Here is a 15069-nt window from a genome sequence, read left to right on the forward strand (position 1 = left end):
GCGCGGGGAGACCATGCAAAGCCGACAACAACAAGCGCTGACCGCCTATCGGCCCCTTTGGAGGGTGCTGGGCGTCGCCGTGCTCGGCGCTGCGCTGTGGGTGCCGGCCGCGCCTGCCCAGGCCAGCGAGGTCGTCAAGCTGGCCCGGCTGCTGATCACAGGCAAGCGCCAGCCGAGTCGCCCGCCCGCGCCGCAACCGGCGGCGCCGGAACGCGGCACCGATGCCACCAGCCAGCCCCAGAGCCGTGCATCCGACGGCGAACTCCATGCCCAGACACAGCGCCGCACCTCGGAAGGTGCCGCGGTGTCGATGGACTGACGCACCAGCCTGTCGCATCGCCGGGGGTTTTCTCCCCAACTCGCGGCATTGCCGCACCAGCGCGGCACTTCATCTCTGATCGCCGTGCGATCAACGAAGTTACTCTCGGAAACCGTGCGTTTCTCCCCCTGACAACGTCGTCAACGCGCGCCACACTGCCGCGCGTCGCCTCACGAGGGCGTGGTCGTTGGGAGGAAATGAGATGACGCAGGGATCCAACAAGGTCTATCGGAAAGGCCTGCCGTTCAGCGCCGAAGTGGCGCCGTTGCTGGCCGCCATGCCGCTGCTGGAGGAATACCGCGAGCCGCTGCTGCGCTTGCAGGGCGCCTGGGACAGCCTGGCGCTGCTGGGCCAGATGAGCGGCGCGGCCACCGACATGGCCGACACCCGCACCGCCTTCGAGGCGCTGACGGGACGGCTGCTGGACAGCCTGGCCCGCCGGCAGTTGCGACATGCGGTCGGGCACTTGCAAGGGCGTTCGCAGGTCGCGATCGACATCCTGGTGCGCAACCTCTTCGAACGGACCGCCGACGTCGGTTTCCTCGCCAGCGACGGCCCGTTGCGTGCGCTGCTCCAGGCGGATGCGGCCGGAGATGTCGATGCCGGCGAGGTCGAGGCGCTGCGTCGCCGCTTTGCCGCCTATGTCGCCAAGTACTCCGTCTACGACCAGGTCGCGCTGCTGGCCGCCGACGGGCGTCGTCTGGCGGCATTGGATGAATCGAGTTGTGCTCCCGTCGTCGATGACGCGCGGCTGCAGGGGGCCTTCGAGCCCGGCCGCGCCTTCGTCGAAGTGCACGGCCCGACCGGGCTGCTCGGCGGCCGCAGCGGCCTGATCTACGCAGCGGCGGTGAGCGGCCATGACGGCGCCGACTCCGGCGGCGCGCGCGGTCTGCTGTGCCTGTCCTTCAAGCTCGAGGACGAGATGCTCGGCCTCTTCCGCGCGCTGTGCTCGGGCGTGCCACGCTCGGTCCTGGTGCTCAAGGACGCGCAAGGGCGCGTGCTGCTGACCTCGGACCCCTGGCAGATCCCGCTCGGCGCGCCGCTGGCCGATGCCGGCGAAGCGCAAGGCTGGCGACTCGATTTCGCCGGTCGGGACTACCTGGCCTGCGACAGCACGGCCAGCGGTTATGAAGGCTACTTCGGACCCGGCTGGCGGGCGCAGATGCTGCAGCCGCTGCAGCACGCCTTCGCGGATGCGCCCGCCGAGCGCCAGGCCGGCCGCGCGCGCGACCTCGACACGCGCGAGTTGTTCGACGAGGAACTGCGCAGCATCCCCGTCGAAGCGCGCCGCATCCAGCGCGAGCTGTCGCGCTCGCTGTGGAACGGCAAGCTCAAGAGCCGCGCCCATGCGCAGCCCGGCGCCCGCGCCGGCGAGGGCGCCGTGGCCGGCCAGGCCGGCGGGAACGCCTTCGCCGTGACCCTGCTCAACGAGGTCGAACGCACGGGAGACCAACTGCGCCAGGTGTTCGAACGCGCGATCGCGCAGCTCGAGGACGGCGCGCTGGACGCCGTCTTCGACGGTGCCGGCTTCCAGGCGGAACTGGCGATCTCCATCGTCAACCGCAACCTCTATGAACGCGCCAACGACTGCCGCTGGTGGGCGCTCGACGCGCGACTGCAACGTGCGCTCGCCGACGGCGACGCCGCATCGGCCGGAGCGGTGCTCGCGAGCATCCACGCGCTCTACACCGTCTACTCGTTGCTGCTGGTCTTCGACAGCGCCGGACGTGTCGTCGCCGTGTCGGACCCGAGCCAGGCGCATCACGTCGGGCGTTCCCTGCAAGGGGACTGGGTATCCGGTGCGCTCGGCTTGCGCGATGCCGGGCAGTATGTGGTGTCGTCGCATGCGCCTTCCGGCCTTTACGGCGACGACGGCCATGCGCCTTGTCTTGTCTACGCGGCCGGCGTGCCGCATCCGGATGGCGCGGCCATGGTGGGCGGCATCGCGATCGTGTTCGACGGCGCGCCGCAGTTCCGCGCGATGCTGCGTGCGGCCCTGCCTGACCAGGCCGGTGCGGCGGCGCTGCTGGTGACGCGCGCGGGCGAGGTCGTGGCGAGCAGCGATGCGCGCTGGTCGCCGGGCGATCGACTGCCGATGGCGCTGCCCGCGCTCTCCACGTTGCCGTCGGATCAGCATGTGACCGGCGAGCTGGACCTCGATGGCTGTGTCCATGCCTATGGTCTGGCGATGTCGGGCGGCTACCGGGAGTACCGTCGCCTCACGCCGCCTGACGCGAACGATCTTGCCGCGCTGGTGATGCTGCCGCTGGGCGGGCGTCTGGCGGCCGGCGAGTCGACCGGCGCAGGCGCGATGCCCGTGGCGTTCAAGCCGATGCCGCCAGCCGGCGCGAAGACGCTGGACGTGGCGAGCTTCCTCGTCGACCACCAGTGGCTGGGACTTCCCGCGGTGCAGGTGGTCGCGGCGCTGGAGCGCCAGCGCATCACCGCCTGGCCCACGGCCCCCGCGGCCGTGCGCGGCATGCTGAGCTTCGAGGGCCGCATGTTGCCCGTGCTGGATCTCGGTCAGTTGCTGTTCCACCGCCCCTGCGGCGACGAAGCCGCGCTGATGGTGTGCCAGACCGGCGCCGGACAACGTCTGGTGCTGGCGGTCCAGCAGCTGGGGCAGGTCTTCGTCGCGGGCGCGGAGCAGCTGCAACCCAGCCCGACGCGACCGGGCTGGGCCGCGCAGGCGCAGGTGCACCTGCTCAAGGGCCACGGGCCGCAGATGCTCACCCTGCTGGACGGCGACGACCTGTGGCGCCTGGTCAACGGCGTGGTCGAGGCGCAGGTGCCCGCGCTGGCTGCCGATTGACCGCCGCGGACGGGCTGGGCCCGTCGCGCTCCCGGCTCAGGCCGCGGTCCGCTCGATCACGGGCGGCCGCGGATGCAGCCGTGCCATCGTGAAGGCATCGACGTAACGTCCGTCGCGCAACGCGTAGCCGCGCAGGCGGCCCTCGTGCTCGAAGCCGAAACGTTCATAGAGCCTGATGGCGCGCGTGTTGTCGGCGAATACGGTGAGCTCGATCCGCAGCACGCCGAGCCAGTCGTCCGCCTGCCGCATGAGCGCGTCCATCAGGGCCGCGCCGACACCGCGACCCTGCGCGTCCGGATGCACGCCGATGCCCAGCATCATCGCGTGCCGGCGCCGCGCCTGCGGTCCGACCGGATGCAGTCCGGCGGACCCCAGCAATCGTTCGCCGTCGAATGCGAGCAGCTGCAACTCGCCGCTGTTGGTGTCGGGCACCTTCGAGAAGCGCTCGTGCCAGAGCAGCTCGGAGGTGTAAGGCACCTGCAGCAGCGACGGTTGCACGCCCGGGTGCCCTACCAGCTCGGCGTGCGCGCGGGCGTCCTCGGGGCGAGGGCGGCGCAGCGTGAGACCTTCGGCGATGCGCACGGCGCGGCGGCCAGCGTCGCGATCGTCGGTGGAGCGGGTCGGATTCGTCGGGGTCTGCATCGGGGTTCTCCTGGTGGGATGGAAGGACCGAGGGGGCGGAAATGAACAAGGCCCGCGGGTTGCGCGGGCCTTGTCAGGGGGAGTCCGGTGGATCGCTTCAGGACCGTGGGGTCCGGGATCCTGGGGGCGTCTGCCGCGTTCGACGCCGTCCCTGGCCGCGTGCGCACAGGTGCGCCTGCAGCGGATGCAGGCAGCACATCTGGACGAGGCGGGTGGTGCGGAGCGCGAAGGACATGCGAACCAGTATCTTGGCGACGCGACGGATGCGTCAAGCGCGCTCTTCTTGAGACCAGTGGCAAGGGCGCGACAATGTGCGTTTCCCCATTTCGTCGCGGCCGGCGCCGCGCGTCGCCTTCATGCCTCGACTGAGTTCCGTCGCTGCCGCTCCTGCCCCGGCCTCCGCCGCCGACACGGCCTCGCGCCCGAAGGGCGAGCCGCAACCGGCTGAGCGCTTCGCGCTGGCCGTGGACAAGAGTCCGATCGACGGGCTCGGGGTCTTCGCCGCCGAGTCCATCCCTGCGCGCCGCAAGATCGGCGAGATGCGCGGTGAGATCGTCCCGGTGCGCGAGGCCAGGCGGCGCATCGAGGGGCGGCGTCGGATCCACGTGGTCGAGGTGACCGACAAGACCGCCATCGATGCGACGAAGTCCGATTGCGCGCTGCGCCACGTGAATCACAGCTGCGCGCCGAATGCCGTGTTGCGCATCCGGCAAGGACGCGCCGAGTTCTACGCGATCCGCGACATCGACCCGGGCGAGGAGATCTGCGCCGACTATGGCGAGAGCCATCACGAAGGCCGACTGCGTTGCCGCTGCGGTGCGCCGAACTGCAAGGGCCGGCTTTGAGGCGAGCGGCGTTGAGCGCTGCCTCGTCGCCGGCGCCATGAAAAACGCCGGCGCAAGGCCGGCGTTTGTGCGAGGCGGCCCGATTCCGCCTTCGATGCGTGGGCCCGTCTGATCCGCGCGATCAGTGCGTCGTGTCCGGATCCGAGGTCAGTCCGGAGATCGCTTCCTTCATCACGCGCTGCTGCATCCAGAACAGGCGCAGGTCCTGCACGGTGAACAGCATGTCGTCGATCAGGGCGTTCTGGTCGATGCCTTCCGGCTCCTCGTAGGCCCGCTGGACGTACTCGGCGCGCGGCGTGGCGTCCTCGGCCAGTGTCACGGCCTCGATCGCTTCCAGCATCGCCTGCAGGTCGTCGGCGCCGTCACCGGCGGGCAGCGACCATGCGTTCGTGTCCTCGACCGCCTGCAGGAAGCCCTGCGCCCACATCGCGCCGGGCGCGGGCATGCGCTCCAGCAGTTCCGCGGTGATCGTGCCCTGCGCGACTAGCTCGGCCTTGGTCTCCTCGTCGAACTCGGAGATCAGCGGCGTCAGGTGCATCTGCTCTGGCGCTTCCAGCAGGGGCTGGGGTTCCAGGCTGTCGCCGATCTCGTTCCAGCGCACGTGCAAGGCTTCCATGAACGCGTCGGTCAGGTCCTGCTCGTCGAGACCGGCGGGCCAGTCCTCGCCGAACAGCGCGTCCATCGCCTGGATGGGCGCGGCGTCGGACGGTCCGACCCGCAAGGCGGTCAGGTAGCCGTCCATCGTGTCCAGCGTGATCGCCGGCGCATCCGGATCGGCCTGTCCGGCCAGCACGGCCAGCAGCTCGCCGAGGCGCTGCGCGTTCTCGACGTCGATCGAGTCGCCGAAGTCGTCGTCCATCGGGGTGTCAGTCATGGTTGCTCCAGTGGCTTGAAACGACAAGGGCCCGACCGGGGCCCTTGAAGAGGTTGTTCGTCGAAACTCCGGGGTGGGCGGTTCGATCGTCGCCCGTGTCCCGGAGTCTGTTCGAGGGGGGAGTCAGACGCGTTCGCCGACCCAGGCCTGCACGCTCGCCAGCGCGGCGGGCAGGGCCTTGGCGTCGGTGCCGCCGGCCATCGCCAGGTCCGGCTTGCCGCCGCCCTTGCCGCCGACCTGCTGCGCGACGAAGTTGACCAGCTCGCCGGCCTTGACCTTGCCGATGCTGTCCGCGGTGACGCCCGCGGCCAGCTGGACCTTGTCGCCGTCGACGGCGGCCAGCACGATCGCGGCGGTCTTGAGCTTGTCCTTGAGCTTGTCCATCGTCTCGCGCAGCGTCTTGGCGTCGGCGCCGACCAGCGTCGCCGCCAGCACCTTCAGTCCCTTGACGTCGACCGCCTGCGACAGCAGTTCGTCGCCCTGCGCGGAAGCCAGCTTGCTCTTGGCGGCGGCCAGTTCCTTCTCCAGCGCGCGGAGCTGCTCGAGCACCGCGTGGACACGCGGTTCCAGTTCGGCGGGCGCGGCCTTCAGCGTGCCGGCGACGGCCTGCACGGTCGTCTCCAGCGACTGCAGGTAGTGCAGCGCGTTGTCGCCGGTGACCGCCTCGACGCGACGGATGCCGGCCGCGACGCCGCTCTCGGCGACGATCTTGAACAGACCGATGTCGCCGGTGCGGCGCACGTGCGTGCCACCGCAGAGTTCCTTCGACGAGCCGATGCTCAGCACGCGCACGGTCTCGCCGTACTTCTCGCCGAACAGCATCATCGCGCCGCTCTTCTGCGCGTCGTCCAGTGCCATGACGGCGGCCTGCGTGTCGGCGTTGGCCAGGATCTCGGCGTTGACGATGGCCTCGACCTTGCGGATGTCCTCGGCGGTCATCGGCGCGGTGTGGGCGAAGTCGAAGCGGGTGCGCTCGGCGTTGACCAGCGAGCCCTTCTGCTGGACGTGCGCGCCCAGCACCTCGCGCAGCGCCTTGTGCATCAGGTGGGTCGCGCTGTGGTTGCGGATGGTCTTCGCGCGGCGCTCGGCGTCGACCTTGGCGGCGAAGACGTCGCCGACCTTGACCGTGCCTTCGACGACCTGCGCGTGGTGGCCGAACACGTCGGCCTGGATCTTCAGCGTGTCGTCGACGACCAGGCGGGTCGTGGCGTTGCGCAGCTCGCCGGCATCGCCGACCTGGCCGCCGCTTTCCGCATAGAACGGCGTGTGGTCGAGCACGACCACGACGTCGTCGCCGGCATCGGCGCTCTGCACCGCGCTGCCGTCGACGTACAGCGCGACGACCTGGGCTTCGTCACGCGCCAGGTGGTCGTAGCCGTGGAAGGTGGTCGCGGCGCCGGTGTACGCCAGGCCCTGCGCCATCTTGAACTTGCCGGCCTGACGGCCCCGGTCCTTCTGCTCTTCCAGCAGGCGGTTGAAGCCGGCCTCGTCGACGGTCACGCCGCGTTCGCGGCAGACGTCGGCGGTCAGGTCCACCGGGAAGCCGTAGGTGTCGTGCAGCTTGAAGGCGGTGTCGCCGTCGATCTGCGTCGCGCCGCCGGCCAGGGCCGATTCCAGCAGCTCCATGCCGGTCGCGATCGTCTTGAAGAAGCGCTCCTCTTCCTGCTTCAGCACCTCGGTGACGCGCGCTTCATCGCGGCGCAGCTCGGGATAGGCCTCGCCCATCTCCTTGGCCAGCGCGGCCACGAGCTTGTGGAAGAACGGCGCGCGCGCGCCCAGCTTGTAGCCGTGGCGGATCGCGCGGCGGGCGATGCGGCGCAGCACGTAGCCGCGGCCGGCGTTGCCCGGGATGACGCCGTCGACGACGGTGAAGGAGCAGGCGCGGATGTGGTCGGCGATGACCTTCAGCGACGGGGATTCCTTGTCGCAGTCACCGGTGCCAGGCGTTGCGGCGTCCACGCTCTGCTTGGCCGCGGCCAGCAGGTTCACGAACAGGTCGATCTCGTAGTTGGAGTGCACGTGCTGCAGCACGGCCGCCAGGCGTTCCAGGCCCATGCCGGTGTCGACGCTGGGCTTGGGCAGCTTGTGCATCACGCCGTCTTCAGTCCGGTTGAACTGCATGAAGACGTTGTTCCAGATCTCGATGTAGCGGTCGCCGTCTTCATTGGCCGAGCCCGGAGGGCCGCCCGCCACGTCCGGACCATGGTCGTAGAAGATCTCGGTGCAGGGGCCGCAGGGGCCCGTGTCGCCCATCATCCAGAAGTTGTCGGACATGTAGCGGCCGCCCTTGTTGTCGCCGATGCGCACGATGCGCTCGGCGGGCACGCCGACCTGCTTGTTCCAGATCTCGTAGGCCTCGTCGTCCTCCGAGTACACCGTCACCCACAGCTTCTCCGCCGGCAGCTTGAAGTGCTGCGTCAGCAGTTCCCAGGCGTAGCCGATGGCGTCCTTCTTGAAGTAGTCGCCGAAGCTGAAGTTGCCCAGCATCTCGAAGAAGGTGTGGTGGCGCGCGGTGTAGCCGACGTTGTCCAGGTCGTTGTGCTTGCCGCCGGCGCGGATGCACTTCTGCGCCGTGGTCGCGCGCGAGTAGGCGCGCTTGTCGAAGCCCAGGAACACGTCCTTGAACTGGTTCATCCCCGCGTTGGTGAACAGCAGCGTCGGGTCGTCGCCGGGCACGACCGGGCTGGACGCGACGATCTGGTGGCCCTTGGACTCGAAGAACTTCAGGAAGGTGTGGCGGATCTCTGCGGCTTTCATGCCTGTCCTTTGCTTGATGGGCCTGGCGGGTCGGGTGTGGCGCAGACGACGCTGCGATGTGAATCCAGTTGTGTCTTCGCGGGTGCGCGGCTTGCCGGTTCCGATCCGGGCGCATGTCCGCCCGTGATCGACGCCGGGGCGGCGGGTGGCCGCCTGCAAGCGCCTGATTTCGCGAAGCTTTCGATTATAGGAGCGGGCCCTTCCGGCCCTCGCCGCAGTGTTGTGATGCGGAGTCAACCCGCGCCGCAGGCGCGGCTTACCGGCCGGGAAGCCGTACATGGGCGCACAGGAGGTGACGCGGCGTTGACATGGCGGCCCCGGTGGCGCCGCTAGGATGCCTGCCTTGCCCGGAGACGGGACGCGGAGATATGACATGGCGACGATGGACCCCAAGACCTCCCCGCTGGCGCAGCTGAAGGACCCGAGCCTGCTGAAGACCGACGCGCTGATCAACGGCGAGTGGGTGGGCGGCACGAGCCGCTTCGATGTGGAGGACCCGGCGACCGGCGCGCTGCTGACGCACGTGGCCAACCTGGGCGCGTCCGAGGCCGACGCGGCGGTGACGGCCGCGAATGCCGCCTGGCCGGCCTGGCGGGCGAAGACGGCCAAGGAGCGGGCCGCGATCCTGATGCGCTGGTACCACCTGCTGATCCAGCATGCGGACGACCTGGCGCGCATCCTGACGGCGGAGCAGGGCAAGCCGCTGGCCGAGGCGCGCGGCGAGATCGTCTACGGCGCGAGCTTCGTCGAATGGTTCGCGGAGGAATCCAAGCGCGTGCGCGGCGAGATCGTGCCGACGACCGACGCGACCAAGCGCTACATGGTCATCAAGCAGCCGGTGGGCGTGTGCGCGGCCATCACGCCGTGGAACTTCCCGCTGGCGATGATCACCCGCAAGGTGGCGCCGGCGCTGGCGGCCGGATGCCCGGTCGTGATCAAGCCGGCGGAGCAGACGCCGCTGACCGCGCTGGCCGCGGCGGAGCTGGCGCAGCGCGCCGGCATGCCGGCCGGCGTGTTGAACGTGATCACCGGCGACGGGGAGCACTCGATCGCCATCGGCAAGGTGCTGTGCGAGAGCGACGTGGTGCGGCACCTGTCGTTCACCGGCTCGACGGAGGTCGGCCGGATCCTGATGGCGCAATGCGCGCCGACGATCAAGAAGCTGTCGCTGGAGCTGGGCGGCAACGCGCCGTTCCTCGTCTTCGACGACGCCGACATCGACAGCGCCGTCGAGGGCGCTATTGCGAGCAAGTACCGCAACGCGGGCCAGACCTGCGTGTGCGCGAACCGGCTCTACGTGCAGGCGGGCGTGTACGACGCGTTCGTGGCGAAGCTGGCGGAGAAGGTCGGCGGGCTGAAGGTCGGCAACGGCTTCGAGGCCGGCGTGACGCAGGGGCCGCTGATCGAGGACGCGGCGATCGAGAAGGTCGAGCGCCACGTCGCCGACGCGGTGGAGAAGGGCGCGAAGGTGCTGGTCGGCGGCGCGCGGCTGCACGACCGCTTCTTCCAGCCGACGGTGCTGTCTGACGCGACGGCCGACATGCTGTGCGCGCGCGAGGAGACCTTCGGTCCGGTGGCGCCGGTGTTCCGCTTCGGCACGGAGGCCGAGGGCGTCGCCTTGGCCAACGCCACCGAGTTCGGCCTGGCGAGCTACTTCTACGCCCGCGACATCGGCCGCATCACGCGCGTGTCCGAAGGCCTGGAGTACGGCATGGTCGGCATCAACACCGGCTTGATCTCGACGGCGGAGGTGCCGTTCGGCGGCGTCAAGCAATCGGGCCTGGGCCGCGAGGGCGGGCACCAGGGCATCGACGAATATGTCGAGACGAAGTACCTGTGCATGGGCGACCTGAACAAGTGAAGGTCGCATGGCGCGGTCCGGCGCGCATCGACGCGGGCACGACAGGGTGGGTCAGGCAGTGAGGTTCGCCATCTGGGCTGCGAGGTCGTCGAGGAAGCAACTGATGCGCGAGGCCAGCGCGGTGTTGCGGTAATAGACCGCGTGCACCGGCTGGCGCGTGTCGACCGTGTGCGTCGCGAGGACCTGCACCAGCGTGCCGTCGGCGCGGTCCCGTGCGGTCATGAAATCGGACAGCGACACGAGGCCTTGGCCGGCGAGCGCCAGCTGGCGCAGCGTCTCGCCCGAGGACGCGCTCACCGCGGCCTTGATCGGATAGCCCTCGCCGCCGGACCAGCGCAGGGGCCAGGTGTTGAGGCTTTCCGGCGCGGTGAAACCGAGCAGCGAGTGGTTCGCGAGCGATTCGACCTGGGTCGGACGTCCGCGCGCGGCGAGGTAGGCGGGACTCGCGAGCACCCGCAGCCGGAAGCTGCCGAGCGGCCGCGCATGCAGCGAAGAATCGGCGAGCGTGCCGATGCGCAGCGCGACGTCGGTGCGCTGCTCCAGCAGGTCGATGATCTGGTCGCTGCTGTTGAGTTCGAGCTCGATCTGCGGATAGCGCTCGCGAAAGCCGCCGATCAACGGCACCAGCACATGGAGCATGAACGGCGAGGCCGCATTCACGCGCAGCCGCCCGGCGGGCTGGTCGCGGCGCAGCGCCAGCTGTTCCTCGGCGTCCTCGACGGCGGCCAGCACGTTGCGGGCGCGGGCGAGGAAGAACTGGCCCTCCTCGGTGAGTTCCAGACGTCTCGTGGACCGCCGCATCAGCGTCGTGCCCAGCTTCTGCTCGAGGCGGCTCAGCGAGCGGCTGACAGCGGAGACCGTCTGCCCCAGATGCTCCGCCGCCGCGCTGATCGATCCCGCATCGACGATGGCGGCGAGGACGGCGAGTTCATCGAGGGAGCTTTTCATCGACGGCGTGAGGGCGCGGGGAGGGCCGGATGATAGAGCCGGCCCCGCGCCAGACGGTCGCAAGGCGCGTGATGGCGCCGCGCCTGCGTCAGTGCGCCCTTGGCTGATTCAAGCAGGCGTCCCTCGTTCGCTGGCAGAGGTGGTGGCCGAAGTAGCGCGCCAGGACGTCGTCGATCTTCGTGATCAAGGTGTCGTCGTCAGCGGCATACCGGAAGAGGGTCAGCGAGGATTGGAGCTTCTGCACGTCAATCGGATTCACCAGAATCGACAAGGCGTCGCGGCCCTTGTTCCTGTCATCCATCAACGCATCGAGGCAGCGCTCGTAGTTCCGTCTCAAGAGGGGCTCAGCCAGGTAGAGACGGGCATCGTCCATCGACCTGAGCGCGTAGGTCCTGGCCTCCTTGCTTTTGCCCAGGCCTTCGAGCTGAGGAAACGCGTACCACATGCAGTGCGTCTGCTTGCGGCCTGCCCGCAACTCGTTGACGAAGTTGTCGATCGTCCGACCGTGGGTCTTCAGGAAGCGTTCCGGGTTGAAAGGACCGGTCTGCCCAAGCGTGGCGTGCGAGCTTGCCGCCTTGGAAGTGCCGATATGAGCAGCCGGGAGTCGCTGCGCGTTGACGCGTTGGTTCCGATCAGGCTGCGCGTGTGGACGTGCCGTCGTGGCGTCGGCGACGGATGGCGAGGCCTTGGGCGCTCGGCGGTCCTCCGCGCCGAAGAATCGTTCAAGAATCTCCTTTGACTTGTCGAACAAGTCCGTTAAATCCACGCTCCTGTTGATGAATCTCATCGACGCCTCGACCTGCGTGGCACCGGCTTTGCCAAAGATGTCCTGCGCGGTGACGCCCGCCCTGTTGGCGAGCAGCGCATCCATGGCCAAGTTCAAGTTGCGGCGGAGTTCGGGACGGTACGCGTAGGTCCACATCTCATCCTCGCAGGTCATGCCTGCTCGATCCATCCGTTGCGTTTCGCCGGCGCGACGCATCCGCGGAAAGATGTAAGGCAAGGATTGAAGCTCCATCGAGCCTCTGCTGAGGTTTTGGACGATCCGGTCAAACCGCTTTGGATCGCGATCGAAGAATCGCTCGAGGTTGTACGGGTCCACGCTCGTCTGGCGGTAGTGCCAGTCTTGCCATCCGCGCAGGACTTTCATGGTCTGCTCATGGTTTGAGCCGAAGTGGTCCTTCAGAAAGCGTTCGATCTTCTTGTCGCCGGTCGCCTGGAACATGAGCGTCAGGCACGCCGCGAGCTTCGGGGCACGCTGCTTTCCGAGGTAGATGTCGGCGTTCATGCAGTACTGAGTCCTGAGGGCATGGTCAATCGTGTCGAGCCGGTCCATCATCTTCCTGCCAAGGACGGGGTGCTTGAAGAATGCTTCAGCCTCCGCCAATGAATTGATGCCGTAGTCATTGCAGAGCGCTGAGTTCCCGAGGCCTTTGACCTGGGGAAAGACGTACCACATCCAGTCGTGTTGCACCTGGCCTGAGTTGATGTCGACGTCGATCAGGTCACGCCCGCTGTCCCTCTGCTTCTGCGCATCGAGGAAGCGTTGCAGCTTGTAGGGGTCTGGTCCGTACGAATGGCTCTGTCCAGTGGTCGGGTGCTGAATCTGAGCGGATGAAGAGGGGATGCTCCGGAATGAAGCTGGAAATGAAAGGGGCATGGCGGGCGCTCTTGCAGGAAGGAAGCTTCGCAGTGATGCGCCCGTGAAATTGGTTCGCCAGTTGAAGGGTGCGCCGCATCGGTTGGCTCACTGAAACTTGCCTTTTAATCAACAATGTTTTGAAGATTGACGGCTTTTTCTGCAAGTTGGAACAGGGAACACTGGCGACCGTTCCCTCACTTTCCACGCTTTGCAGGAGCCCCTCATGCCGATCGCCTTGTGGGCGCTGACCGTCAGTGCCTTTGCCATCGGGACCACGGAATTCGTCATCGTGGGCCTGATCCCGACCATGGCCGCCGACCTCGGCGTCAGCCTGCCGTCCGCGGGCCTGCTGGTCTCGCTGTACGCGCTGGGCGTCGCCATCGGCGCCCCCGTCCTCACCGCGCTCTCCGGCCGCTGGCCGCGCAAGCGGCTGCTGCTCGCGCTGATGCTGCTGTTCACCGCCGGCAACCTGCTCGCATGGCTCGCGCCGGGCTATGGCGCGCTCGTCGTCGCCCGCGTGCTGACCGGCCTGGCGCACGGGGTGTTCTTCTCGATCGGCTCGACCATCGCCACCAGCCTCGTCCCCCGCGAGAAGGCCGCCAGCGCCATCGCGACGATGTTCTCGGGGCTCACCGTCGCGCTGGTCACCGGCGTGCCGCTGGGCACCTTCGTCGGCCAGCACTTCGGCTGGCGCGCAACCTTCCTCGCCGTCGCGGCGCTCGGCCTCGTCGCCTTCGTCGCCAGCCTGGCCTTCGTGCCGCGCAAGCTCGCCCAGCCCGCGCCGGCCAGCCTGCTTCACCAGCTCGAGCCGCTGCGTCAGCCGCGCCTGCTGCTCGTCTACGCGATGACGGCGGTCGGCTACGGCGGTTCGTTCATCGCCTTCACCTACCTCGCCCCGATCCTCCAGCAGGTCAGCGGCATCTCCGCCAACGGCGTCAGCCTCGTGCTGCTCGTGTATGGCCTCTCGGTTGCGGTCGGCAATGTCTGGGGCGGCAAGCTCGCGGACAAGCGCGGCCCCATCGGCGCGCTCAAGCTGATCTTCCTGGGGCTGGCCGCCGTGCTGTTCGTGCTGAGCCTCACCGCGCAGTCGCCGGTCTTCGCCGTGCTGACCGTGCTCGCCTGGGGCGCCTTCGCCTTCGGCAACGTGCCGGGTCTACAGCTCTACGTCGTCCAGCAGGCCGAAGCGCATGCGCCCCAGGCCGTCGACGTCGCCTCGGGCCTGAACATCGCCGCGTTCAACCTCGGCATCGCCGGCGGCGCCTGGGGCGGCGGTCTGATCGTCGAGCATCTGGGCCTGTTGCACACGCCCTGGATCGGCGCGATCGTCGTGCTCGGCGCCTTCGCGCTCACCGTGCTGGCAGGGCGCCTCGACCGCCGCTTCCCGCTGCCGGCGCGTGCCGCCGGCGCCGCGCCGATCGCCGTCGGCCATTGATCGCGCACGCTCGTTGCGCCCGTCCCGCATCTTCCGGAGTTCCTCATGAGCACACCCACCTCCCACCCCACCTCCCACCCCGTCGCCATCCCCATGCCGCCGCTGGGCCTCGGCACCTTCCGCCTGAAGGGCCAGGTCGTCATCGATGCGGTCAAGAGCGGCCTGTCGCTCGGCTACCGCCACATCGACACCGCCCAGATCTACGGCAACGAAGCCGAGGTCGGCCAGGCGATCGCCGAGAGCGGCGTGCCGCGCGCCGAGCTGTTCGTCACGACCAAGATCTGGACCGAGCAACTGGCCGGCGACCGCCTGATCCCCAGCCTGCGTGAGAGCCTCGCGAAGCTGCGCATGGCGGCTGTCGATCTCACGCTGATCCACTGGCCGTCGCCCGGCGGCGCGGTGCCGCTGAAGAACACGCTCGACGCGCTGATCGAAGCGAAGCGCCTCGGCCTGACGCGGGCGATCGGCCTGTCCAATTTCACCGTCGCGCAGATGCGTGAAGCGATCGATCTCGTCGGCGTCGGCGAGTTGGCGACCAACCAGGTCGAGATCCACCCGTTCCTGCAGAACCGTCAGGTCGTCGACCATGCGAAGGCGGCGGGCTTGCCCCTGACCGCCTACATGCCGCTGGCCTACGGCAAGGTCATGACCGAGCCGGTACTGCTCGACATCGCCGCGCGACATGGCACGACGCCGGCGCAGGTGTCGCTGGCCTGGCTGTTGCAACGGGGATTCGCGGTGATCCCGTCGTCGACGAAGCCCGCCAACCAGGCCGCGAACCTGGAGGCGCTGCGCTTGCGCCTGAGCGATGACGACATGACCCGCATCGCCACGCTCGATCGCGGCGAACGGCTGGCCAATCCGGACTTCGCGCCCGCCTGGGACTGAGGTCGGTTCGATCCTGGCACCGGTCCGAGGTGAAAGCCTCATTTGTGGA

11 protein-coding genes are annotated in these 15069 nt (G+C 68.7%); 6 read left to right on the forward strand and 5 right to left on the reverse strand.

Translation table 11 applies throughout. The features are described 5' to 3' along the window. Positions 1-13: 13 nt before the first annotated feature. Together AC1VNM_RS00065 and AC1VNM_RS00070 are read left to right on the forward strand one after the other, a co-directional pair. Positions 14-319 carry a hypothetical protein gene (locus AC1VNM_RS00065; RefSeq protein WP_377156816.1) on the forward strand — a complete coding sequence of 102 codons (306 nt, stop codon included), beginning with the start codon at positions 14-16 and terminating at the stop codon, positions 317-319. A 202-nt stretch (positions 320-521) separates the two neighbouring features. Continuing rightward, positions 522-3131, forward strand: coding sequence for a chemotaxis protein CheW (locus AC1VNM_RS00070; protein ID WP_483105433.1), 2610 nt, complete (start codon positions 522-524; stop codon positions 3129-3131). 36 nt (positions 3132-3167) lie between these two features. On the opposite strand, the gene AC1VNM_RS00075 is transcribed toward AC1VNM_RS00070, so the two are convergent. Further along, complete coding sequence (locus tag AC1VNM_RS00075; RefSeq protein ID WP_377156811.1) at positions 3168-3773, reverse strand: GNAT family N-acetyltransferase; 606 nt, start codon at positions 3771-3773, stop codon at positions 3168-3170. Between the two features lie 356 nt (positions 3774-4129). On the opposite strand from AC1VNM_RS00075, the gene AC1VNM_RS00080 reads away from it, so the two are divergent. Continuing rightward, positions 4130-4618, forward strand: coding sequence for an SET domain-containing protein (locus tag AC1VNM_RS00080; protein ID WP_377156809.1), 489 nt, complete (start codon positions 4130-4132; stop codon positions 4616-4618). 121 nt (positions 4619-4739) lie between these two features. On the opposite strand, the gene AC1VNM_RS00085 is transcribed toward AC1VNM_RS00080, so the two are convergent. After that, positions 4740-5492 carry a UPF0149 family protein gene (locus tag AC1VNM_RS00085; RefSeq protein ID WP_377156807.1) on the reverse strand — a complete coding sequence of 251 codons (753 nt, stop codon included), beginning with the start codon at positions 5490-5492 and terminating at the stop codon, positions 4740-4742. 123 nt (positions 5493-5615) lie between these two features. Further along, on the reverse strand, positions 5616-8249 hold the full coding sequence (gene alaS / locus AC1VNM_RS00090) for an alanine--tRNA ligase (protein WP_483105434.1): 2634 nt from the start codon (positions 8247-8249) through the stop codon (positions 5616-5618). A 382-nt stretch (positions 8250-8631) separates the two neighbouring features. On the opposite strand from alaS, the gene AC1VNM_RS00095 reads away from it, so the two are divergent. Continuing rightward, positions 8632-10110 (forward strand): NAD-dependent succinate-semialdehyde dehydrogenase, encoded by a 1479-nt coding sequence (locus AC1VNM_RS00095; RefSeq protein ID WP_483109215.1) that lies wholly within the window; start codon positions 8632-8634, stop codon positions 10108-10110. Between the two features lie 51 nt (positions 10111-10161). Here the strand turns inward: AC1VNM_RS00095 and AC1VNM_RS00100 are convergent, their stop codons facing one another. Together AC1VNM_RS00100 and AC1VNM_RS00105 are read right to left on the reverse strand one after the other, a co-directional pair. Beyond that, positions 10162-11058 carry a LysR substrate-binding domain-containing protein gene (locus AC1VNM_RS00100; protein WP_483105435.1) on the reverse strand — a complete coding sequence of 299 codons (897 nt, stop codon included), beginning with the start codon at positions 11056-11058 and terminating at the stop codon, positions 10162-10164. Positions 11059-11146: 88 nt separating this feature from the next. Next, positions 11147-12718 (reverse strand): DUF1810 family protein, encoded by a 1572-nt coding sequence (locus tag AC1VNM_RS00105; protein WP_483105436.1) that lies wholly within the window; start codon positions 12716-12718, stop codon positions 11147-11149. A 205-nt stretch (positions 12719-12923) separates the two neighbouring features. Here AC1VNM_RS00105 and AC1VNM_RS00110 point away from each other — a divergent pair, with 205 nt between their 5' ends. Together AC1VNM_RS00110 and dkgB are read left to right on the forward strand one after the other, a co-directional pair. After that, positions 12924-14132 (forward strand): MFS transporter, encoded by a 1209-nt coding sequence (locus tag AC1VNM_RS00110; protein ID WP_483105437.1) that lies wholly within the window; start codon positions 12924-12926, stop codon positions 14130-14132. A gap of 45 nt (positions 14133-14177) precedes the next feature. Then, the gene (gene dkgB, locus AC1VNM_RS00115; protein WP_483105438.1) at positions 14178-15020 is read left to right on the forward strand and encodes a 2,5-didehydrogluconate reductase DkgB; all 843 of its coding nucleotides are present in this window, start codon (positions 14178-14180) and stop codon (positions 15018-15020) included. Positions 15021-15069: the final 49 nt, after the last annotated feature.

The sequence above is a fragment of the Mitsuaria sp. MSU3D genome (genome assembly GCF_056867975.1).

What these genes read in the sequence shown, in the direction of transcription:
- AC1VNM_RS00065 (WP_377156816.1), top strand. Translation starts at nt 14, where the DNA reads ATGCAAAGCCGACAACAACAAGCGCTGACCGCCTATCGGCCCCTTTGG.
- AC1VNM_RS00070 (WP_483105433.1), top strand. Translation starts at nt 522, where the DNA reads ATGACGCAGGGATCCAACAAGGTCTATCGGAAAGGCCTGCCGTTCAGC.
- AC1VNM_RS00075 (WP_377156811.1), bottom strand. Translation starts at nt 3,773, where the DNA reads ATGCAGACCCCGACGAATCCGACCCGCTCCACCGACGATCGCGACGCT.
- AC1VNM_RS00080 (WP_377156809.1), top strand. Translation starts at nt 4,130, where the DNA reads ATGCCTCGACTGAGTTCCGTCGCTGCCGCTCCTGCCCCGGCCTCCGCC.
- AC1VNM_RS00085 (WP_377156807.1), bottom strand. Translation starts at nt 5,492, where the DNA reads ATGACTGACACCCCGATGGACGACGACTTCGGCGACTCGATCGACGTC.
- alaS (WP_483105434.1), bottom strand. Translation starts at nt 8,249, where the DNA reads ATGAAAGCCGCAGAGATCCGCCACACCTTCCTGAAGTTCTTCGAGTCC.
- AC1VNM_RS00095 (WP_483109215.1), top strand. Translation starts at nt 8,632, where the DNA reads ATGGACCCCAAGACCTCCCCGCTGGCGCAGCTGAAGGACCCGAGCCTG.
- AC1VNM_RS00100 (WP_483105435.1), bottom strand. Translation starts at nt 11,058, where the DNA reads ATGAAAAGCTCCCTCGATGAACTCGCCGTCCTCGCCGCCATCGTCGAT.
- AC1VNM_RS00105 (WP_483105436.1), bottom strand. Translation starts at nt 12,718, where the DNA reads ATGCCCCTTTCATTTCCAGCTTCATTCCGGAGCATCCCCTCTTCATCC.
- AC1VNM_RS00110 (WP_483105437.1), top strand. Translation starts at nt 12,924, where the DNA reads ATGCCGATCGCCTTGTGGGCGCTGACCGTCAGTGCCTTTGCCATCGGG.
- dkgB (WP_483105438.1), top strand. Translation starts at nt 14,178, where the DNA reads ATGAGCACACCCACCTCCCACCCCACCTCCCACCCCGTCGCCATCCCC.